The organism is Curtobacterium sp. A7_M15 (genome assembly GCF_030705415.1).
Taxonomy (GTDB): Bacteria; Actinomycetota; Actinomycetes; order Actinomycetales; family Microbacteriaceae; genus Curtobacterium.
This window is the reverse complement of sequence record NZ_JAUZED010000003.1, coordinates 35,797-56,191: the sequence shown is the minus strand read 5'-3', so window position 1 is coordinate 56,191 and position 20,395 is coordinate 35,797. Positions and strand designations below refer to the sequence as shown.

The window sequence follows — 20,395 nt, the reverse complement described above, 5'->3', positions numbered from 1 at the left end:
GAAACGTCATGCCCATCGCCAGTGTGTCCCGCGACCAGATCGCACGCTTCGAGACCCTCTCACCGTTCGAACTCAAGGCCGAACTCCAACAGATCGCGGGCGAGCACGAATCCCGCACCGCGTTCCAGATGCTCAACGCCGGACGCGGCAACCCGAACTTCATCGCTCCGACCCCCCGTGCAGCGTTCTTCGCCCTGGGCCAGTTCGCACTGACCGTGTCACGCGAGAACGCCGAATGGGACCCAGAGCTCATCGGAGTCCCCGAGAAGGACGGCATTGCTGACCGCTTCGACACCTGGTTGACGGAGCATGACGGAGAGCCCGGTATCGACCTCCTGCAGCGCACACTCCGCTACGGCGTCGATGAACTCGGTTTCACACCCGACTCGTTCGTCTGGGAACTCGCCGACTCCATCATGGGTGACCACTACCCGGAGCCGGACCGGATGCTCCACCACACAGAACAAATCGTGCACCGCTACCTCGTGCAGGAGATGTGCAACCGAATCGAACCAGACAGCCCCTACGACCTCTTCGCCGTCGAAGGCGGCACCGCAGCCATGTGCTACATCTTCGACACGCTGCTGGAGAACCGGCTGATGCACAAGGGCGACAAGGTCGCCCTGATGACCCCGATCTTCACTCCCTACCTAGAGATCCCCGAGCTGGACGACTACGCCTTCGACGTCACACACCTGCACGCCACCGCAGTGGACGCCAACGGTGTGCACCTCTGGCAATACCCTGACGAGGAACTCGAGAAGCTCCGTGACCCGTCTATCCGAGCCGTGTTTGTCGTCAATCCGACCAACCCGCCTTCAGTGCGGATCGCGGAAGAGACACTGACTGCGATCGCTGACATCGTCCGCACCGACAACCCCAACCTCGTCATCGTTACCGACGACGTGTACGGCACGTTCATCGACGGATTCCGGTCGCTGCTGTCCGAGATCCCACGCAACACCATCGGCGTGTACTCGTACTCCAAGTACTTCGGCGCCACCGGCTGGCGCCTCGGAGTCATCGCCGTGAACCAGGACAACATCTTTGACGAGCAGCTCGCAGCACTTCCCGAAGACGACCTGGCCGCACTCGACCGCCGATACGGGTCCCTGTCGCTCAACCCACGGGCGATCAAGTTCGTCGACCGATTGGTCGCTGACAGCCGATCGGTCGCGCTGAATCACACCGCCGGGCTCTCGCTGCCGCAGCAATGCATGATGCTGCTGTTCTCGGCCTATGCGCTCCTGGACACCGACGACCACTACAAGCACGAAACCCAGGGGCTGATCCAGCGCCGTCTCCGCCTCCTCCTCGACGGAGCGCAGGTGGAACTCCCGGAAGACCCGAACCGGGTCGGCTACTACATCGAACTCGACATGCTCTCCTACGCGGAGCGGCTGTGGGGTCCGGAGCTGTCGCAGTACCTGCAAGACACCTACGAGCCGACGGACATCCTCTTCCGGCTCGCCGACCAGACGGGCATCATCTTGCTCAATGGCGGAGGGTTTGAAGGTCCTGCTTGGTCGGTCCGCGTGTCGCTGGCGAACCTCCGTGACGACGACTACGTCCAGATCGGCAAAAGCCTGCGCGCGGTCGGGATGCAGTACCTCGACGAGTGGAAGCGATCGAATGCTTCGCTCACGCAGCCCATGGTGATCCCTGCGGATGAACAGCCGTGACCGATGTCTAATCCTGCGACGAAACCGGACAGTGCAACCTCCCCGGTGCTGCGATTAGCTGGCCTCGCAATCGGCAGCGGACCAGGCGCCGTCCTCCCGGCACTGTCTGCCACGGCACAGCCCGGTGCACCTGGCGTGGCGTTCGTCGAGACGGAGGAGACACCCGTCATCGCCTCGCTGGTCGCAGCAGGTCGCATGGTGGCAGAGCGAGGACGACTGCTCATCGACGGAATCGAAGACCGCGCCGCGGTCCGAACACGATCCGCACTGGTGGACACCCCGGGCGTTGCCGAACCCTTTCCAGTGCTCACCCTCCGGCAGATCATCTCTGAGGAGCTGATCTTTGCAGATCAGCACGCTTCCCCGGATGCCGTCAGCACGGTACTCGAGGCGCTCGGAGCGCAGCCCTTCGAGCACACCCAAATCCAGCACGTGCCAACGCATCTACGAATACGCCTGCTGAGCGAGCTCGCGTTGCTCCGTGACGGAGTCGACATTCTTGTCGTCACAACCCCCGAACGCCACGGCGGGCCGATCGACGCATGGTTCAACGAGATCTGGACGATCGCGCAGCGCGGTATCGCCGTGATGCTCATCACCTCGTACCCGATCAGTGGCCATCCTCTCCGCTCGTCCCCGGCAGCCGATCAGTCGACGCCAATCAGTAAGGAGGTCAGCGGATCGCTGACCTCTACCGGTCACCTTCACGATCCTCAGGAATGAGTCCCAATGACCCTGCTCGCTCTCATCCGAACGGAGCTCGCACGACTCACCGCGACACCGATGGCTCGACTGGCGTTCGTCGCGCTGATGATCGTTCCGCTCATGTACGGCGGCGCGTACCTCTGGGCCAACCAGGACCCCTACGCACGCCTCCACAACATCCCAGCAGCGATCGTCAACTCGGACCTCGGATCCACGAACACTGACGGCCAGAGCGTCAACTACGGCAAAGACGTCCAAGACCGAGCCGTCAGCGGCAACACATTCGCTTGGCACACCGCCTCAACTCGGACGGCTGCCGCTGGAGTGCGGAGTGGACGCTACGACTTCGTCGTCACCATCCCGAGCAGCTTCTCAAGCGACCTCACCAGCGCTTCGACTGAGAAGCCACGGCAAGCCAAGATCATCCTCACCACGGCGGACACGAACTCCTACCTCGCGTCCACCATCGCCGAGCAGGCAGGCAAGACACTCCGCCAAGCAGTGCAACAACAAGTCGGCAGAGAAGCCGCGAAAACACTGCTCGTCGGCCTGTCAGACATCCGCGACCAACTCGGCTCCGCCGTGTCAGGTGCCGACAAGCTCGCCGCCGGCGCCACTACCGCACAACGCGGATCCAGCACCCTCAAAGACGGATCCGCGGCCGTCAGCGACGGAGCCTCAGAGCTCGCCGCCAAGACACGACGCCTTCCTGCGCAAGCCAACGAGCTCAACGACGGTGCGCAGCAACTCGCGACAGGTGCAAGCGCGCTCGGAGAGGGTCTTCAACAACTTGACCGCCGGAGTGCTCAACTGCCAGCGAGCACGTCCGCCCTGGATGACGGGGCGCAGCAACTCGCAACCGGGCTGAACACGATCGACGACGGCACAGCCAAGCTGCCCGAACAGACCGCTGCCCTCAACACCGGTGCACAACAGCTCGCAGCCGGGCTGAACACGATCGACGACGGCACAGCCAAGCTGCCCGGGCAGACCGCTGCCCTCAACACCGGTGCACAACAGCTCGCAACGGGGCTCACCGCCCTCAGTAATCAGACGACGAACCTGCCAACACAGACGAGCGCCCTCAACGACGGCGCCCAGCAGGTCGCCGGTGGGACCACCGACCTCCAGCAGCGGCTCGTTCCCCTCGTCAACGCTTCGAATCTCACAGCGGAGCAGAAATCTGCCCTCATCAGCGAGATCGAGTCCGTCCGCGCAGGGAGCCAGACGGTCGCCGACGCGACCGGGCAAATCGCGTCAACGGCGCCGGCCCTCACCGCAGGGATCAGTCAGTCCGCTGCTGGCGCCTCACAACTCGCCAACGGCACGAAAACACTGTCCGAAGCAGCCCCCACACTTGCGGCCGGAGTTCAGAAAGCATCAAGCGGAGCAACGCAACTCGCCGACGGCACTGGACGGCTCGCGAAGGCAAGCCCAGCACTTGCGTCGGGAATCAGCGACGCCTCGAAGGGAGCACAGCAGCTCGCCGGCGGCACAACAGCGCTCGCATCGGCGGCGCCCGCGTTGACAAACGGCATCCAGGAAGCGGCGAGCGGAGCAACCCGACTCGACACTGGCGCCTCACAACTCGCTGCTGGCACCAAAGCACTCGCGGCCGCTGCCCCCGCCCTGCAACAAGGCACCGCACAACTCGCCGACGGAGCGTCCCAAGTCGACACCGGAGTTGGCTCGCTGCAGAACGGCCTCGCCAAACTCACCGACGGAGCACGTGAACTGTCGTCAGGGCTAGCCAAGGGGCAGCAGCAAATCCCAGCATCCGACACTGCGAGCCGCAACAAGCAATCAGCCGTCATCTCGAACCCGACCGACGTCACCGATGACAACATCGCCGCCGCCGGCACGTACGGCGCTGGGCTCGCCCCGTTCTTCATCTCGCTCGCCGCCTGGATCGGGATGTACGCCCTTTTCCTGATCCTCAAACCGCTCTCGAAGCGGGCGATCTCAGCTCTGCGCGGACCGATCAGCATCACCCTCGGCGGTTGGCTCACGCCCGCCATCCTCGGTGTCATTCAGATGATCGCTCTGTACTGCATCGTCCGTTTCGCGCTCGGTTTCGGCGTCGTCCATGTCGCCGGCACGATCGCGATCATGATCCTCGCCTCGGCGACCTTCGCAGCCATCATCCTCGTCTTGAACGTGCTCCTTGGCTCCGTCGGGCAGTTCCTCGGCCTCGTTCTGATGCTGCTCCAACTCGTCACCGCAGGCGGCACGTTCCCGTGGCAGACCCTGCCGCCGCCGCTGGCCGCGCTCCACCACCTCCTTCCCATGAGCTACTCCGTCGACGCACTTCGGCAGCTCATGTACGGCGGATCGATCGCTACCGCATGGTCAGACGCGGCAGTGCTCATCGGATGGCTCGTCGCGGCCCTCACAATCACTGCCCTCGCCGCCGCGCGACAGCGGCGAACTCGCCAGCTGCGAGATCTCCGCCCGAGCCTCATCGGCTGACCCGACACCAAACGCAGCCGCACTTACACCCCAGGAGACACACATGAAAGCAGCACGCTATTACGACCGCGGCGACATTCGCATCGAGGACATTCCGGCCCCGACCGTTCAGCCAGGCTCAGTCCTGATCGACGTCGCCTGGTGCGGAATCTGCGGAACAGATCTCCACGAGTACCTTGACGGGCCGATCTTCGTTCCCCCTGCTGGGCACCCGCATCCGGTCTCCGGAGAATCAGCGCCCATCGTCCTCGGCCACGAGATGTCCGGCACGGTGGCCGCTCTCGGCGAAGGGGTCTCCGACCTGAAAGTCGGAGAAAGCGTCGTCGTTGAGCCGTACATCATCCGAGCAGATGCCGACACCTCCGCGACGTCGGAGTACCAACTCTCCCGCGACATGAACTTCATCGGACTCGCCGGTCGCGGGGGAGGACTCTCCGAACAGATCGCCGTCGAACGGCGCTGGGTGCACCCCGTCGGCGCTATGCCGCTCGACCAGGCGGCGCTCATCGAGCCCTTGTCGGTAGCGCACCACGCCGTCAAACGCAGCGGCGCGCACGCAGGCGATGTGGCGCTGGTCGGCGGCGGCGGTCCCATCGGACTCCTCACCGCTGCAGTGTGCAAAGCCGAAGGGCTCACCGTGATCCTCAGCGAAGTCAGCACCGCACGGATGCAAAAAGCCCGTGCAACGAGCGTTGCGCACCATGTCATCGATCCCACCGAGGAGGATGTCCCCACCCGCGTCGATGAACTCACCGACGGTCGCGGCGCTGACGTCGCCTTCGAGTGCGCCGGCGTGGACGCCGTCCTCGACACCTTGCTTGTGGCTGTTCGACCCGGAGGTGTCATCGTCAACGTGTCCATCTGGGGACACCGGCCAGTGGTCGACCTCGAAAAGCTCGTCACCAAAGAGGTTGACCTTCGGGGCACGATCGCGTACGCCAACGATCACGTCGCCACAATCGACATGGTGCAATCCGGGGCCCTTGACCTCGCTCCCTTCATCACCAGCAAAATCGCGCTCGACGACCTCATCGACGAAGGGTTCGAGCAACTGATCCAGCACAGCGACCAACACGTCAAAATTCTTGTGCATCCATGATAGATATGGGAATCACGAAAGAGGCTATTGGTCCGCGCGACCAATCCGCACCATGGATGAACGCTTCTCCGGCGACAGCAGTACGACGTTTCTGGACTGGTTTTTTCATCACAACGGGGCGGGCATCACGGAGTGAGTACTGGTGGTGGCTGCTCATTGCCTCAGCAGTGGGAACAGTAGGTGTGCTGTGTTGCATGCATCGATGATGCAGCAGGGCGACTGTCGATTGCGATCGGTGTGGGTTGGGTGATACTCCTGATCATCCCGACAGTAACGCTGACCAGCCGACGGCTTCACGACGCCGATCTGTCAGCCTGGTACAGCTTCCCGGGATGGTGCGTAGCAGCTTTCGGCGCATTCCTGTTTCTACTCGGAGCGGTATCGATCCCGGAAGGGGGAGAGCTTATAGCTGCTCGAGCAAGCACTCTTTGGGCTTGCTCCACAATCTCGTTTGCAGCCGCCATCCTCATAGCGGGCACACTTGCTATTTTCCCTTCGCGTGGTGCTGGGGAGCGCTTCGACGCTTCGAACTGAACCGTTATCGATCCGAGGTTCACAAACAGACTCCTGCGTACTGAGACGCTCGGGCTGATGGCTGATGGCTGATGGCTGATGGCTGATGGCTGGTCAGCGGTTTCGTCGAAGTGCGAACGCGACGAGCGTGATGCCGATGAGGGTGGCAATGGCGCCGCTGCATGCCCAGATCGACCCGACCATGCTCGCATGGTTGATGCTATGGATCACCTCAGCGGTGGCTGGGTGGAACGTGTCGGCTTGTTCGGCGGCAGCGTGTTGGAGAAGCAACCCGATCACTGCGGCGACGGCTCCCGCGACGAGAACCATCATGCCGGCAATCAGCCATCCGGGACGGGGCGAATCGCCTGAGAATCGTCGTCCGGGCGCTGGCTGCAACACGCCACCATCGTCTCGTTACGGCCAGGTTCAGCACAATGGGGGTGTGGGGGAGCTGCAGCGACGGTGGGAAGCGATGGCCAAGTCTCTATCCGCGTTCGGGGCGGAGCGCGGTCATGTTGACGTGCCGCGGTCTCACAGAACGGCTTCAGGAGCGCCGCTGGGCGCATGGCTGCATCGTCAGCGCACGCTTGCCGCGGACGGCCGGTTGCCGCCCGACCGACGGGAACGTCTCAACGATCTCGGAGTGCGGTGGACGGTCTACGCACGGGAAGCAGGGATTGCCGCATTCGCGGCGTTCGCCCGACAACATGAGCACGGTCTGGTTCCACACACGTTCCGCACGGCTAGTGGCTTTCCGTTGGGAACGTGGGTGCAGTCCCGACGGAAGCAGTGGTCGGCTGACCCCGATCGTGCGCTCCGATTGTGGCCGGAATTGGTGGCGTTGGGGTTCGTGTGGGAAGTCCGCAATGCTGAACATGCCTGGGTGGCCGCCATCGCAGCGCTAACGCGGTATCGCGACGGCCATGGAGACGTGCTGGTCCCGCAATGGTTCATCACCGAGGACGGACTGCACCTGGGCCGGTGGGTGGACTCCCGACGGGTGGAGTACCGGTCGGGCGTGCTGACACCGTCACGCGTCGCCCAGTTGGAAGCACTCGGAATCGTGTGGAAGCTTCGCGAGTCAGCGGACGACCCTGCGCGGCAACGCCGGGAGGATGCGCACTTTGCCCGGATGCTGGACCGCGTCGCTGCCTGGTCGACACAGCACAACGACCGCATTCCCGGTGTTCGGGTGGTAGACGGTGACGGGGTCGCGATCGGCCGATGGCTGCTTCGACAGCGGCGACTCTCCCAGCAGCGCCGCCTCACTCAAGACCGGATAGCACAGCTCGACGCGTGGCACGCTGCATGGTCAACAGGCCGCGGAACCATGCCCGGCATCTGAAGCTCTGGTCCAGCTGCTTCACTGATCGGAGGAATCACCTTGCATCGTCGCCCCGTGTTGCGTCGTCCTGTCCGTCGACGTGCTTCCGATCCCGGCAGCTCGTCCACTTCACCGTTCCGGACGGGATTCTGGTTCGTTCTCGGTGGTGCCGCCGCGGTCGGGGTCGCCGTCGGGATGGTGCGTCTTGGTGGCGTGATGACCTGGGTGAGACTAGCGGTGTTCGTAGCGTTGGGCTGCAACCCGGTTGTGCGGGGGCTGATCCGGCACGGACTGTCACGATCTCAGGCGGTGCCGGTCGTGGTCGCCGGTGGCGGGCTGCTTCTTGCAGGTGCGGTGGCCCTGGTGATCCCGACCGTGCTCGCCCAGATGCGGAAGCTCATCGCGGATGCACCCCAGCTGGTCGCGTCGATCGGCGATCAGGCATGGCTCGGGCACCTGCAGAGCCTGCTGCCCATCGGCGTGAACGTCGAGGTGCTGCTCGAGCAAGGTCAGCACGCGCTGACGCGTCCGGCTGTGCTGGAGAAGTTGACCAGCGGAGCCGTGTCGACCGGGATCGGCGTCTTCGGGACGGTGTCCGCGATCGTGACGATCGGGGTGCTGGCGTTGTGCCTGCTCGCGACGTTGCCGCAGGTAGGTGCCGGGATGCTCGCCCTCGTCCCGGCGAGGTCTCGAACGTTGGTCACGTCGCTGGTTCCGAAATCGCCGTCTCAACCGGCCGGTACGTCGGCGGGATGCTCCTGCTGGCGGCGCTGAACGCCGGCCTGGGGTTCGTGGTGATGCTGATCGTGGGCGTGCCGTTCGCACCCGCGGTCGCTGTCATCGTCTTCTTCGTCGCCCTGATCCCGCTGGTCGGATCCGTCCTCGCGACAATCCTGACCGTCCTCGTCGGGTTGACGGCCGGGCCATCGACAGCGATCGCTATCGGCTTGTACTACCTGGTCTACATGCAGATCGAGGCCTACGTCCTCACCCCTCGCGTGATGGGGAAGGTTCTCGCTGTACCGGTGCTGCTCGTCATCATTGGTGCTCTCGTCGGTGGAACGCTGCTCGGGCTCACCGGTGCGCTGGTCGCGATGCCGGTCACGACCGCCAGCCTGCTGATCATCCGACGCGTCGTCATCCCCGCACAGAACGCCAAACAACACTGACGCCTGCGCCTACATCACATTCTCGAGCTGAAGTGGGTGGAGGGGTACCGCTATTTCTGTCAGTTGACTAAATTTCGTGTTGGGGACACAAAGATGTGTGTTCGTGACGAAGCGCAGGGAGCGTCATGAGGCAGCAGCAAGGTGGCAAACCGTCGAAACTGGTCGGGGCACTCGTCGTGCTCGGACTTATCGGGTTCGGTGCGGCTGCAGTGCCGCAGCCGGCGTACGCGGCGGGATCGACGCTGGATCAGGAGACGTTCCAGAACGCGACCGTGCAGGATCCACGCTGGCTGCCGCTGAACGACGCCTGCTTGACCGCGCAGACGGCGGGAACCGCGGCGCCAGCGGATGCCTCGGCGCTGGGAGGGTGTACACAACTGACCGACAGCGTCATGAACCTCGGTTCCGGCACGGACGGTTACTTGCAGCTCACCGACAACGGGTACTTCCGCTCCGGCGGTGCCGTCTTCGACCGGGCGTTCCCGTCGTCGGCCGGGTTGGTGGTCTCCTTCGACCAGTACCAGTACGCGGCGACCAGCACCGGCGACGGACCCGCGGACGGCATCGGGTTCTTCCTCTCCGACGGTTCCTACACACTGAACCAGACCGGCCCCCAAGGCGGTTCACTCGGCTACGCCACCCAGGGCGGGTCAGCCGGCCTCGAGCACGGTTACCTCGGCGTCGGCTTGGACGTGTACGGCAACTACGAGAACCAGCCGTTCGTCGGAGTGCGCTGCCCGGACGGTGTCGGCGTGTTCTCCCCGGGCTCCGTTGCCCTCCGCGGCTCTGGGGATGGCCTCGGCGGGTACTGCCTGCTCGGGTACGAACGCTACGGCCAGCTCCGCAACGCCCCCGCGGTCGCGCCCGGCGGCGCGCAGGGCACACCGCAGCGAGTAACGGTCACGATCTCCCCGACCACCTCGGCCGATCCCTACCCGTCGGTCACGGTGGAGATCAACGGCACGGTCATCCTGACCCAGCGAGCCAACACCCCGGCGCCCGCAACACTGAAGTTCGGGTTCGCTGCCTCCACCGGCGGCGGCCACGAGGTCCACATGATCCGTAACGTCGCTGTGTCGACGGTCAACGCCCTAGGTGCGATCAACCTGGTGAAGACCGTCGACCACACCGACCGCACCGGCACCCCAAACACGATCTTCACCGAGGGTGACCGCATCCCTTACTCATTCGTCGTCACCAACTCCGGCGCCGAAACCCTCACAGGCGTCGCGGTCACCGATCCCAAGATCGCCGACATCGTCTGCCCGGCGACAACGCTCGCAGCCGCGAATTCGTTCGTGTGCACGGGCACGTACGGGCCATTGACCGCCGCCGAAGCGTCCACCGGTACCTTCACCAACACCGCAACGGTCACCGGCATCGACGAGGACGGCACACCAGTCACAGCCAACGACACCAGCACGGTTCCGACCTACACGCAGGGCACCGTGTCGGTCACGAAGCGTGTGACCGGGAACGCCATCTCGCAGCTCCCGGCGGATGCGCCGTTCTCGGTGCGGTACTCCTACCCGGCGGGCGTCTACCAGCCAGCGAACGACCCCACGCAGACCTACCCGGCCGGATCCGGCACCCTCACACTCATCCGTGACCAGACGGCGACGAGCCCGCCGATCCCGACCGGCGCGGACGTCACCTTCTCCGAAGACACCCCCGCAGCGATCCCCGACACCACCTGGTCAACACCCACCATCGATCCGAACCACGCCGTCGTTGGGGACACCGGCCCGACGGCTGTCGTCGTAACGAACACGTTGCAGCAGGTTCCGGGCAGCATCTCGTGGACGAAGACCGATCCGGACGGCACCCTCCTGGCAGGCTCCGAATGGTCCCTCACCCCGGCAGACGGGGGCGACGCGGTGCAGGTCGCCGACAACGGCACAGGTGACGCCGACCCCGCTGCAGGGGCACTCCGCGTTGAAGACCTGTCATGGGGCGACTACACCCTGACCGAAACCCGAGCACCCGACGGGTTCCTTCCTGACATCACACCCCGCACCATCACAATCGGTCCCGGCGCGCTCACCGCGGAACTCGGCGCGATCAGCAACGACCCCGCCCCCGCGGTGACCGGCACCGTGACCTGGACGAAGACCGACACGGACGGCGTCCTGCTGCCGGGGTCGGACTGGACCCTCACCGGACCCGACGGCAGCACCGTCATCGCCGACCGCACCGGCCCCGACGACACCGCCGCCGACGAGGACCCGACGGCGGGGGCGTTCCGCGTGACGGGTCTGCCGATCGGTGCCTATACCCTCACCGAACGGACCGCTCCCGACGGATACGAGCTCGACCCGACGGCGCACCGCTTCGCCCTCACTGCGGACGATCCGAGCCTGGACCTCGGCGCGTTCACGAACACCGCGAACAGCGTCGTCCCGCCGGTCACTCCGACACCTACACCACTGCCCGGGTCCGGGGTGGAACCGCCCGGAGGGCTGCCTGAGAGTGGTGTCCTCGCGTTCACCGGCAGCCCGCTCGGGGTCGGCACGATCGTGCTCGCGATGCTTCTGCTCGGTGGCGGTGCCGCACTCCTGGTCCGCAACCGACGCGCACACTCGACGAAAGCTGACGCCTCATGAGCACCGCACACGACACCACCGGCTTCACCCTCGACGCGCACCGACTGGAACACACCGCCCTCCGCACCTTCCGGATCGCGTTCGGGATCAGCGGCGCAGCAGCCATCGTCATCGGCATCGTGCTGCTGATCTGGCCCGCACACACCCTCGTCGTCGTCGCAGCCGCCGCCGGCATCTACTTCGCCGTCACCGGGATCATCCGCGTCGTGGTCGCCATCACCGCGACGACGACCAGCACCGGCCACCGCATCCTGAGCATCGTCCTCGGCCTATTCCTCCTGGCCGCCGGCATCATCGCGCTCCGCAACCTGCAGGTAGCCGCCGTCACTCTCGTCATCGTCGCAACCGCCGTGATTGGCATCGGCTGGGTCATCGAAGGTGTCCTCGCGCTAGCGGAGAGCCGCGGCCCGAGAAGTGGGTGGTCGATCACCTTCGGCGTGCTCAGCATCATCGCCGGCATCATTGTCGCCGTCACCCCGGTGTGGTCCGCGATCTGGCTGCTGACCTTCACCGCCATCAGCCTGATTATCCTCGGCATCATCGCCATCATCCGCGCCGCCACCCTCGGACGGAAAGCTCGCACAGAACGCCCCTAATCGCATCCCGCCATAGCAGCACTATCTACATCACTCGGAGGGGGAACCGATGACAACCAATAATCAGCAGCCGCTGCTCGAGCCGCTCTACGGTGCGTCGTTCAGCCAGGCGTTCGTGCGATTCTGGCAAAAGTTCTTCATTTTCTCCGGCCGGGCATCGCGCAGCGAGTATTGGTGGTGGTACCTCTTCGCAGCACTCGTGAACACGGTCCTCGGATCGCTGTCGAACATCGACGGCCTGGCGGGACGGATCTTCTCAGCAGTTAGCACGGCCTGGGGGCTGCTGATCCTCATCCCGACCCTGGCTCTGCTCTGGCGGCGCTTGCACGACACGAACCGTTCCGGCTGGTGGGCGTTCTCACCGTTGCTCTGCACCCTTGTTGGGTTCGTGCTCCTCGGGATCGGAGGGGGCATCGCGCTGCAGCACACGCAAGCAGCCGTCGCGACCGCAATTGTGTTCTGGTTCATCGCCGCGGTCGCGTTCCTCGCCGCCCTGGTGATTCTGCTCATCCTGACGGTGCTGCCAGCGAACCCGGCGGGAGTCCGGTTCGACCGGGCCCCGTAGATCAGCATGGCGGATGCATTGTGGCAGCCGGACCCGCTGGGTCCTGACTTCTAGATGCGAGCCCTCCCGCTCGGGACCGACAGCGAGGCGCCAGTCACCGCAACGGTCATCCGCTACACGGGGCGGGTGTTTCGGCGTCCCCGCGCGCCGCTGACCGAGCTTGACGTGCTGTACGTGCACGGCTGGTCGGACTACTTCTTCCACACCGAGCTCGCCGGCCGCCCTCGGCGCACGCTTCTACGCCATCAATCTCCGAAAGTATGGCCGCAGTCTCCGCAGCGGTCAGACCCCGGGATACGTCGACGACCTCGCCGCCGCCGCCTCGGGATCGCGTACTGAGCTGCGGTCGACATGCGGTCCGGTGTGCACGGGTGGAAGCTCGGGGGCGTCACGTCGGCGGTGGTTCGCGACGGATGCGACCTAGCAAGGGGACGTCCGCGATCCAGTTGACGTAAGAGCGAACTATTGGCGTGAACGAGAACGGCCGGCGTCCCGAGGGGCGCCGGCCGTTGCCGTGGAGGGGGAGCGTCAGTGTGCGGCGTCGTACGCGTCGCGGACGGCCTGGCTGATGCGACCGCGGCTGGAGACCTCGTGGCCGTTCGCGTTCGCCCACTCGCGGATCTTCGCGAGCTCGTCGGAGTTGCCGCGCTTCGGGGTGGTGCCACCGCTGGTGCGGTTCTGGCGTCCGCTGACCTTGCGGGCGGCGGCGACGTAGTCGGAGAACGCTTCGCGGAGCGCGTCCGCGTTGTCATCCGAGAGGTCGATCTCGTAGTGGTTGCCATCGAACGAGAAGGGCACGGTGCGTCCCTTGCCTTCATCGATCGTGTCGCCGGTCAGGTCATCAACGAGGGTCGTTGTGACTTTCTGCGCCATAGGAACGCCGCCTTTCGTGGGGATGGGGGTGTTTCCTTTCTACTGTGGCAGAAACGTCGGCTGCGTTCGTGAACACGTGCGGCGTGTGACGGTGGGCCGAGCACGGCACAATGGGTGCGATGACTGAGGCCGCTCCGATCCCGTCCGGGTACGCCGCCGCGCTGGCCGACCTGAAGCGCCAGGTGCGCCAGGCGCGGTTCACCGCGCAGCGGCGCGTGAACACGGAGCTGGTGCGCCTGTACTGGGGGATCGGCGCATCGATTCTGCGCCGGCAGGAGGAGGAAGGCTGGGGCCGCAACGTCATTGGTCGACTCGCAACGGATCTTCGGGCGGAGTTCCCGGAGATGAAAGGCTTCTCGCCGCGGAACCTCGCGTACATGCGGGCGTTCGCCGCCGCATGGGACGACGAGCGGAATCTGCAACAGCCTGTTGCAGAACTGCCCTGGGGCCACATCACGGTCCTCCTGGACCGGCTCGACGACCAGGAGCTCCGCGACTGGTATGCCGCACACGCTGCAGCGCACGGGTGGTCGCGGAACGTGCTCGAGCACCAGATCAAGACCGGCGCCCACGCCCGGCTGCAAGCGGCACCGTCGAACTTCCCCGCAACACTGCCCGCGGGCGACTCGGATCTCGCGCAGCAGCTGACGAAGGATCCGTACGTGCTGGACTTCCTCGCGCTCGACGGCGATGCGAAGGAACGCCACCTCGAGCAGGCGCTCGTCGACCGGATCATCGACACCCTCCGCGAGCTCGGCGAGGGGTTCGCGTTCGTGGGCCGGCAGGTGCACTTCGATGTCGACGGGGACGACTTCTACGTCGACCTGCTCTTCTTCCACGTCGAGCAGCTCCGCTACGTCGTCATCGAGCTCAAGACCGGCAAGTTCAAGCCCGAGTACCTCGGCCAGCTCGGCTTCTACGTCGCCCTCGTCGACGACCGGCTCCGCCGCGCCCAGCACGCGGACACCGTCGGACTGCTCCTCGTCGCGGACAAGAACGACGCCGTCGTCCGGTACTCCCTCGCCGGACAGCAGAGCCCGATCGGGGTGGCCAGCTATGACCTCCTGCCGCCGGCGGTGCAAGCAGCGCTTCCGTCAGAAGCGGACCTCACAACCGCACTGCACGACATCGGCAACGACAGCTGATCGCCGCCCTCACTGCTGCTCTCACCGTAACCGCACCGACAGAACATCGACCACCTGCGCCCACGCCACCTGCTCGCACTCCCTGATGTTGAGTACTGCTGGCCTGCTGCCGGTTAGAGCGCACTCGGAAGGTCACGCCGGCTGTGGTGGTGCGAGGAGTGTGCCGCGGATGACGGAGCCGTGGAAGGTGCGGACGGCGACGATGAGCCATGCGGCGACGAGACCGGTGTAGTAGACGACGGCGAGGACGGCGATGACGGTGAGTCCGGAGTGCAGGGCGAGGCCGTTCAGGCCGGTGACGCAGGTGCCGACGGGGAACGTGAATGACCACCACGTCAGGCTGAACGGCAGGTGTTCTCGGGCGGGGCACACCGGCGCACAATGGAACAGCACCGAGGGCCGGGACCGGGCGGTGCTGCGCGACCTCGCCGCCACCGTGGGGCGAGCCCGGCCGGCGGCCGCGAAGGACGTCAGCATGGCCGGCATCGTCGGAACGGTCGGCATGCTCGCCGAGGCGTCCGGCGGCGGAGCCGTCCTCGACGTCGCCGACATCCCGACACCGCGGCTCGCCACCACGGCCGACTGGCTCGGCTGCTTCCCCGGCTTCGCGATGCTCACCGCCGACGACCCCGGCACGTCCCGGATGTCCTCGCCCGCAGCGACGACAAGCGAGTGCGGCGAGGTCACGAAGGAACCGGGCGTCCGCCTCCGGTGGCCGGACGGCGAGGAGACCACCGTGGTCACCAGCACGGTCACCGGCCTCGGCACCGCGGCGGGCTGACCGTGCGGATCGCCCTGCTCACCTACTCGACGAAGCCACGCGGCGGCGTTGTCCACACGCTCGCCCTCGCGGAGGCCCTGGCCACGATGGGACACGACGTGACGGTCGGCACCCTCGGCCGCAGTGGCGACCGCGTGTTCTTCCGCGACGTGGACCCGCGGGTGCGACTGCAGGTCGTCCCGTTTCCGGCTGGACCCGACGAGGAGACCGTCGGGGAACGCATCGTCCGGTCCATCGCGGTGCTCCGCGACGGCCTGGACCTCGACGGTTTCGACATCGTGCACGCGCAGGACTGCATCTCCTCGAACGCCTGCGAAGGCGCCGTCCGCACCGTGCACCACCTCGACACGTTCACCACCGAGCAGCTCATCGCGTGCCACGACCGCGCCGTCCGCGAACCAGCAGCGCTCGTCTGCGTCTCCAAGTCCGTCGCAGCGGAAGTCGCCCGAGAATATGGCCGCGTCGCGACCGTCATCCCGAATGGCGTCGATGCGGCCCGCTTCGCCCGCGCAGCCGGGGAGACCGAGGACGCGATGGCCGCGCGCGCCCGGTGGACCGACCGCCTGGGTCGATACGTGCTCGCGGTCGGTGGCATCGAACCCCGCAAGGGCACGATCGACCTCCTCGCCGCCTACGACCGACTGCGCTCGGCGCCGGGAACCGAGAACGTCCGGCTCGTCCTCGCAGGTGGCGAGACACTGTTCGACTACCGCCCGTACCGGGCCGCCTTCGACGCGATGGTGGCCGAACGGGCGATCCCGGTGACGGAACTCGGCGTCGTCCCCGACCCGGACCTGCCATCCCTAATGGCAGCGGCCGCCGCGTTCTCCTTCGTGTCGACCAAAGAAGGCTTCGGGCTCGCCGCGACGGAGGCCCTCGCCGCGGGCGTCCCCGTCGTCGCACGGGACCTCCCCGTCCTCCGGGAGGTGTTCGGCCCGACGGTCCGGTACGCCGCCGACGTTGACGACATCGCCCGAGGATTGCGGTCGGCAGTCGGCGATCCCGTCGACCCGGCTGCGGGTCGTGCTCTCGCGGCGAGGTACTCCTGGCCGGCCGCGGCCGCCGCGCACGTCGCCCTGTACGAGCGGCTCCGCGAGAACGCAGGCGGCAGCCCAGTGGGCCGGACCCGACGGACTTCCCTGCACGTCTGACGAACGATGCGGATCACCATTTCGCGAGCGTTCACGGAACTCGCTCAGCGCTCGCCCGACGCTCCTGCCGTCCGCGACGGTAGCGACGCCCTGACGCGCGGCACCCTCGAGGCGCGCTCCAACGCCCTCGCCCGCCGTTACCGGGACGCCGGAGTCAGGACCGATTCGTTCGTCACGGTCGTCGGCGGCAACACCGTCGACACGGTCATCGCGACCGTCGCCGTCTGGAAGGCAGGGGCCACCCCGCAACCGCTCTCGCCACGCCTGCCCGCCCCAGAACGGCAGAAGGTGCTCGACCTCGTCGATCCCGCACTCGTCGTGTCAGACGAGCCGGTCGCCGGCCGGACATGGATGCCACTGGACGGAGCCGGAGACCCGGCGAGTGACACCGACGCGAGGCCGCTCGAAGACCACGCGGCGGCGTCCTGGAAAGCACCGACCTCGAGCGGCAGCACCGGCACCCCGAAAGTCGTCGTGGCCGCCGCGTCGGCGCACGTCGATCCGGACGGACGCGTCGCGGAGTTCGTCCCGCGCCACGCCACCCAGCTCGTCGCCGGACCGCTCCACCACGCGGCACCGTTCGTCTATGCGATGCGCGGTCTCATGACCGGGCACGCGCTCGTCCTCATGCCCAGGTTCGACGCCGCGGCGTGGCTCGACACCGTCGTCAGCGCCCGCGCCACCTGGGGAATGCTCGTGCCCACGATGATGTCCCGGATCATGGCCCTCGGCCCTGAACTTTTCGCCGACGCGGACGTGACATCGCTCGACTCGGTCCTGCACATCGGCGCCGTGTGCCCACCACACGTCAAACGTTCCTGGATTCGGTGGCTCGGACCAGACCGAGTCGTCGAGGTCTACTCCGGCACCGAGTCGAACGGCCTCGCCATGATCCGCGGCGACGAGTGGCTTCAACACCCGGGCAGCGTTGGCCGTCCGATCGGCGGCACCACCATCCGCATCGTCCGGCCCGACGGCCGCGCCGCCGGCATCGGCGAGACCGGACGCATCGAGATGACGAGACCCGGTGCCGCGACGTACCGGTACCTCGGACGCGGGGTGCCAGCCCAGGACTCTTGGCACAGCCTCGGCGACAGCGGCCACCTGGACCACGACGGCTACCTGTACATCGCGGACCGGAACGACGACCTCATCGTCTCTGGTGGTGTGAATGTGTGGCCCGCAGCGGTCGAGTCCACACTCGAACGTCACCCGGCAGTGCGAACCTGCGTCGTCGTCGGCAAACCTGATCCGGACTTCGGACAACGCGTCCACGCGGTCGTGGATGTGGGAACCAGCTCCGTATCCCGAGAGCAGCTCGACGATTGGGCAGCTTCAGCCTTCACACCCGACGAGCGTCCTCGAAGCTGGACCATCGTCCACGCCCCCATCCGAGACGACACCGGCAAGGTCCGCCGTCGCGCCTGGCGCTGAGACGTCCCGCCGGGCCCGGCAAACAACTTCACCTTCATCCGATGGCCCGGACATGGATCTCGGCGACTTCCCGCGTGCTCTCGTGGCGTAGCGCATGGTTGCGCTAGTAGGCGCGTTTCTCGCTAGCGTCGTCGGTGACATTCTGGGGGTTGTTGCCCTTCGCCAGATCGCGACAACAGCGAGGAGGGGCACGGTCTGGCAATTTCAGCCAATCATCGTCGGATTCGGCCCCATCGTGCTCGGACTCGCAGCCTTCGGCTTCCTGGAAAAGCTCTTTGATCGAAGCTTCTCTGCCTACGCGTAACGACGACCGCGTTATCTGTTCGTTCTCGTTGAGTGTTGCTGGCGGTGGTCACGTTGGTGGCGCTGCTCGGGTCGTTGTTGGCGGTGGTGTCGCCGCCTGCTCCTGCGCAGGCGGTCGCGACGGGTGGCCCGCAAGCGTGCCTAACGGTGCTGCGCCTGACCGGTCGCCGCGCGCACGAAAAACCGCAATCTGACATAAGGTACATTATCGGCTCGAGGTCGAAGGCTGGGCTAGGGCTCGAGTACCGGATCATGGCTCGGGTATTCGAGGTGTTCGACCGCGGCTTTCATCCCGGCATCGTGCGTGTCGATCGTCGCGTCGAGCCCGGCAGCGATGACTGAGCCGAGGTGGATCGCGTCGAGTGTTTTGATGTGAGGTCCGATTGACTCTGCGGCAGCTAGTACACCATCGGTAATCGGCAAGATGCCAAGGACATCGAGAATCTCGGTTCGGGGTGCGACCGGTAGTCGTTCTCGTCGCTGCACCCTGGTCAGTTCCGTTTGCAGCAGCCGACCTGTGACGAGATCGTGTTCAGGAGCTAACGTCAGTCACGGCATCGATCCATTCGGCAGCTGAAGGCGAATTCCCGAGCAAGGCTCGAAGGGCAACTGACGTGTCGAGATAGTAGGTGGTCACCTGTCTTGCTCATCCGCCAAGAGGGCATCGACATCCTCCGCGGTGCGGAGTTCCTGCCGAGCCAACTGCGCGAGGCCCGAGCCGCCAGGACGCTTTTCGGCGCGGCTGGCAAGCCCGAAGCAAGTGGGACGACGCGCGCCACCACCCGGCGACGTGACCGACGCTGTAGGCGGCGGTGTCGAACCCGACCAGTCCGGCGACGACGTAGGCCACGGACTCGGCCTCGGTTTCCATGAGGCCACGGTGCTCGGCGTACTCGGACAGGTCGTCGACGTGGCCAAGGACGATGTGCGCGAGCTCGTGAATCAGCGTCTTCGCGGCGTGCTCCGGGGACAGGTGCGAGCCGATCACGACGCGACGAGCCTCGGGGTCGGTGAACCCGTTGCGGTGCTGCCCCGGCTCGGTGTGCTCGACGGTCCACCCGTCCGCGACCAGGTGCGCGGTCAGGGCATCGATGACGCCGTGGTCGTCGGTGCCGGTCAGCGGGGCGGTGAGCGTCGACGGGTCGTCTGCGTCCGGGTCGATCGGGTCCGTCTGGGCGATATCGAACACCGGCAGGATCGGGAACCGGGGGTAACGCTTCTCTCGCGTCTCGCCGTTCTCGTCCTCCTCGGTCACCTTCTTGGTGCTGTAGCCGAAGATGCGGAGCGACTTCTCCCCCTTACGGACCTGGCGGCCGAGGGCCTGCCACTTCCGAAAGCCGGCCACGCGTTCGGCGTCGGGCCGCTGGCTGAGGATCAACAACACGTTGTTCAGGCTGTAGGCGTGGAACGCGGCCGCGAACTGCAGGAACGCGGTCCACCGGTCCGAGTCGCGCAGCTGCTCAACCTGCGTTGCCATCGACTCGTGGAGCGCGGCGGCCTGCTCCTTCCGCTGCTCCGGGCTGACGGACGTGCGACGGGACTTCGCGGGGCGCTTCTTGATGGTGGTGGTAATCATGGCGGGTCGGTCCTTTCGGGGACTGGACGTGTGGGAGGGTGAGTGGGAGGGTGAGTGGGGGGGGGGGGGCCAAAAAAAGGTGGTTACGCGCCCCGCCGCCGGGAAAATTCAGTGGGGGGGGGGGGGTGGGGGCGGTGGGGGGGGCGGCCGTCACCAATTCTGAGGGGCCCCCCCCCGCCTCTGCTGTCACTCGTCGTCGGTGCGGGTGAAGGTGTCGACGAACGTCGTGAACTGCGGACCCGGGATCGTCGCCGAACTGACGAGCACGTACCCCATGCGGGTGCGGGTCTTCATGTTTTCGTCTCGTTCGCCGAGCTTCCGCAACTGCCGCTGCATGTCGTCCTCCCCGACGACCGGGACGAACGTGGTGAGCGTGTCGATGTGCTGCATGTGTGCTTCCTCTC

General features: G+C 66.0%; 21 protein-coding genes. 16 read left to right on the top strand and 5 right to left on the bottom strand.

Annotated elements, in window-relative coordinates:
• Positions 1 to 8 precede the first annotated feature (8 nt).
• The 5 genes from Q7F20_RS01295 (at position 9) to Q7F20_RS18645 (ending at position 6,489) form a co-directional block, all read left to right on the top strand.
• Positions 9 to 1,682, top strand: coding sequence for a bifunctional aspartate transaminase/aspartate 4-decarboxylase (locus Q7F20_RS01295; protein ID WP_305738305.1), 1,674 nt, complete (start codon positions 9 to 11; stop codon positions 1,680 to 1,682).
• Between the two features lie 135 nt (positions 1,683 to 1,817).
• A complete protein-coding gene (locus tag Q7F20_RS01290) occupies positions 1,818 to 2,405 on the top strand; it encodes a hypothetical protein (RefSeq protein ID WP_305738304.1) in 588 nt (195 codons plus the stop codon).
• A 6-nt stretch (positions 2,406 to 2,411) separates the two neighbouring features.
• The gene (locus tag Q7F20_RS01285; RefSeq protein WP_305738303.1) at positions 2,412 to 4,856 is read left to right on the top strand and encodes a YhgE/Pip domain-containing protein; all 2,445 of its coding nucleotides are present in this window, start codon (positions 2,412 to 2,414) and stop codon (positions 4,854 to 4,856) included.
• A 43-nt stretch (positions 4,857 to 4,899) separates the two neighbouring features.
• Positions 4,900 to 5,955, top strand: coding sequence for a 2,3-butanediol dehydrogenase (locus tag Q7F20_RS01280; RefSeq protein WP_305738302.1), 1,056 nt, complete (start codon positions 4,900 to 4,902; stop codon positions 5,953 to 5,955).
• A 180-nt stretch (positions 5,956 to 6,135) separates the two neighbouring features.
• Entirely contained in the window at positions 6,136 to 6,489 is a 354-nt protein-coding gene (locus Q7F20_RS18645) for a DUF805 domain-containing protein (protein WP_370871596.1), read from the top strand.
• A gap of 93 nt (positions 6,490 to 6,582) precedes the next feature.
• Here the strand turns inward: Q7F20_RS18645 and Q7F20_RS01275 are convergent, their stop codons facing one another.
• Positions 6,583 to 6,870 carry a hypothetical protein gene (locus Q7F20_RS01275; RefSeq protein ID WP_305738301.1) on the bottom strand — a complete coding sequence of 96 codons (288 nt, stop codon included), beginning with the start codon at positions 6,868 to 6,870 and terminating at the stop codon, positions 6,583 to 6,585.
• Between the two features lie 43 nt (positions 6,871 to 6,913).
• Between Q7F20_RS01275 and Q7F20_RS01270 the strand changes: the two genes are divergently transcribed.
• The 6 genes from Q7F20_RS01270 to Q7F20_RS01245 all read left to right on the top strand — a co-directional run bounded on the left by Q7F20_RS01270 (position 6,914) and on the right by Q7F20_RS01245 (position 12,728).
• The gene (locus tag Q7F20_RS01270) at positions 6,914 to 7,816 is read left to right on the top strand and encodes a helicase associated domain-containing protein (protein WP_305738300.1); all 903 of its coding nucleotides are present in this window, start codon (positions 6,914 to 6,916) and stop codon (positions 7,814 to 7,816) included.
• A gap of 174 nt (positions 7,817 to 7,990) precedes the next feature.
• Entirely contained in the window at positions 7,991 to 8,569 is a 579-nt protein-coding gene (locus Q7F20_RS01265; protein ID WP_370871598.1) for an AI-2E family transporter, read from the top strand.
• Complete coding sequence (locus tag Q7F20_RS01260; protein ID WP_305738299.1) at positions 8,548 to 8,964, top strand: AI-2E family transporter; 417 nt, start codon at positions 8,548 to 8,550, stop codon at positions 8,962 to 8,964. The genes Q7F20_RS01265 and Q7F20_RS01260 overlap by 22 nt, the downstream gene beginning before the upstream one ends.
• 125 nt (positions 8,965 to 9,089) lie before the next feature.
• Entirely contained in the window at positions 9,090 to 11,567 is a 2,478-nt protein-coding gene (locus tag Q7F20_RS01255; protein ID WP_305738298.1) for a SpaA isopeptide-forming pilin-related protein, read from the top strand.
• Positions 11,564 to 12,163, top strand: coding sequence for an HdeD family acid-resistance protein (locus Q7F20_RS01250; protein WP_305738297.1), 600 nt, complete (start codon positions 11,564 to 11,566; stop codon positions 12,161 to 12,163). Before Q7F20_RS01255 ends, Q7F20_RS01250 begins: the two co-directional genes overlap by 4 nt.
• Before the next feature lie 49 nt (positions 12,164 to 12,212).
• Entirely contained in the window at positions 12,213 to 12,728 is a 516-nt protein-coding gene (locus Q7F20_RS01245) for a DUF805 domain-containing protein (RefSeq protein ID WP_305738296.1), read from the top strand.
• Positions 12,729 to 13,256: 528 nt separating this feature from the next.
• Here the strand turns inward: Q7F20_RS01245 and Q7F20_RS01235 are convergent.
• A complete protein-coding gene (locus tag Q7F20_RS01235; protein WP_305738295.1) occupies positions 13,257 to 13,601 on the bottom strand; it encodes an Lsr2 family protein in 345 nt (114 codons plus the stop codon).
• Between the two features lie 119 nt (positions 13,602 to 13,720).
• On the opposite strand from Q7F20_RS01235, the gene Q7F20_RS01230 reads away from it, so the two are divergent.
• The gene (locus Q7F20_RS01230) at positions 13,721 to 14,746 is read left to right on the top strand and encodes a YhcG family protein (RefSeq protein ID WP_305738294.1); all 1,026 of its coding nucleotides are present in this window, start codon (positions 13,721 to 13,723) and stop codon (positions 14,744 to 14,746) included.
• A gap of 132 nt (positions 14,747 to 14,878) precedes the next feature.
• On the opposite strand, the gene Q7F20_RS01225 is transcribed toward Q7F20_RS01230, so the two are convergent.
• Entirely contained in the window at positions 14,879 to 15,223 is a 345-nt protein-coding gene (locus Q7F20_RS01225) for a hypothetical protein (RefSeq protein ID WP_370871595.1), read from the bottom strand.
• Here Q7F20_RS01225 and Q7F20_RS01220 point away from each other — a divergent pair.
• From Q7F20_RS01220 to Q7F20_RS01205, 4 genes are all read left to right on the top strand, one after another.
• Complete coding sequence (locus tag Q7F20_RS01220) at positions 15,222 to 15,527, top strand: hypothetical protein (RefSeq protein ID WP_305738293.1); 306 nt, start codon at positions 15,222 to 15,224, stop codon at positions 15,525 to 15,527. The two genes, Q7F20_RS01225 and Q7F20_RS01220, sit on opposite strands and share 2 nt — an antisense overlap.
• Before the next feature lie 2 nt (positions 15,528 to 15,529).
• Positions 15,530 to 16,678: an MSMEG_0565 family glycosyltransferase gene (locus Q7F20_RS01215; protein WP_305738292.1), complete on the top strand. Its 1,149-nt coding sequence runs from the start codon at positions 15,530 to 15,532 to the stop codon at positions 16,676 to 16,678.
• 6 nt (positions 16,679 to 16,684) lie between these two features.
• Complete coding sequence (locus Q7F20_RS01210; protein ID WP_305738291.1) at positions 16,685 to 18,112, top strand: AMP-binding protein; 1,428 nt, start codon at positions 16,685 to 16,687, stop codon at positions 18,110 to 18,112.
• Positions 18,113 to 18,451: 339 nt separating this feature from the next.
• Entirely contained in the window at positions 18,452 to 18,757 is a 306-nt protein-coding gene (locus Q7F20_RS01205; RefSeq protein WP_305738290.1) for a hypothetical protein, read from the top strand.
• 304 nt (positions 18,758 to 19,061) lie between these two features.
• On the opposite strand, the gene Q7F20_RS01200 is transcribed toward Q7F20_RS01205, so the two are convergent.
• Complete coding sequence (locus tag Q7F20_RS01200; RefSeq protein ID WP_305738289.1) at positions 19,062 to 19,991, bottom strand: ArdC-like ssDNA-binding domain-containing protein; 930 nt, start codon at positions 19,989 to 19,991, stop codon at positions 19,062 to 19,064.
• A 186-nt stretch (positions 19,992 to 20,177) separates the two neighbouring features.
• Complete coding sequence (locus tag Q7F20_RS01195; RefSeq protein WP_305738288.1) at positions 20,178 to 20,381, bottom strand: hypothetical protein; 204 nt, start codon at positions 20,379 to 20,381, stop codon at positions 20,178 to 20,180.
• Positions 20,382 to 20,395 lie beyond the last annotated feature (14 nt).

Coding starts and splice junctions, on each gene's coding strand:
- Q7F20_RS01295 (WP_305738305.1), top strand. CDS start 9: ATGCCCATCGCCAGTGTGTCCCGCGACCAGATCGCACGCTTCGAGACC.
- Q7F20_RS01285 (WP_305738303.1), top strand. CDS start 2,412: ATGACCCTGCTCGCTCTCATCCGAACGGAGCTCGCACGACTCACCGCG.
- Q7F20_RS01280 (WP_305738302.1), top strand. CDS start 4,900: ATGAAAGCAGCACGCTATTACGACCGCGGCGACATTCGCATCGAGGAC.
- Q7F20_RS01265 (WP_370871598.1), top strand. CDS start 7,991: ATGGTGCGTCTTGGTGGCGTGATGACCTGGGTGAGACTAGCGGTGTTC.
- Q7F20_RS01260 (WP_305738299.1), top strand. CDS start 8,548: ATGCTCCTGCTGGCGGCGCTGAACGCCGGCCTGGGGTTCGTGGTGATG.
- Q7F20_RS01255 (WP_305738298.1), top strand. CDS start 9,090: ATGAGGCAGCAGCAAGGTGGCAAACCGTCGAAACTGGTCGGGGCACTC.
- Q7F20_RS01250 (WP_305738297.1), top strand. CDS start 11,564: ATGAGCACCGCACACGACACCACCGGCTTCACCCTCGACGCGCACCGA.
- Q7F20_RS01245 (WP_305738296.1), top strand. CDS start 12,213: ATGACAACCAATAATCAGCAGCCGCTGCTCGAGCCGCTCTACGGTGCG.
- Q7F20_RS01235 (WP_305738295.1), bottom strand. CDS start 13,601: ATGGCGCAGAAAGTCACAACGACCCTCGTTGATGACCTGACCGGCGAC.
- Q7F20_RS01230 (WP_305738294.1), top strand. CDS start 13,721: ATGACTGAGGCCGCTCCGATCCCGTCCGGGTACGCCGCCGCGCTGGCC.
- Q7F20_RS01220 (WP_305738293.1), top strand. CDS start 15,222: ATGGCCGGCATCGTCGGAACGGTCGGCATGCTCGCCGAGGCGTCCGGC.
- Q7F20_RS01225 (WP_370871595.1), bottom strand. CDS start 15,223: ATGCTGACGTCCTTCGCGGCCGCCGGCCGGGCTCGCCCCACGGTGGCG.
- Q7F20_RS01210 (WP_305738291.1), top strand. CDS start 16,685: ATGCGGATCACCATTTCGCGAGCGTTCACGGAACTCGCTCAGCGCTCG.
- Q7F20_RS01200 (WP_305738289.1), bottom strand. CDS start 19,991: ATGATTACCACCACCATCAAGAAGCGCCCCGCGAAGTCCCGTCGCACG.
- Q7F20_RS01195 (WP_305738288.1), bottom strand. CDS start 20,381: ATGCAGCACATCGACACGCTCACCACGTTCGTCCCGGTCGTCGGGGAG.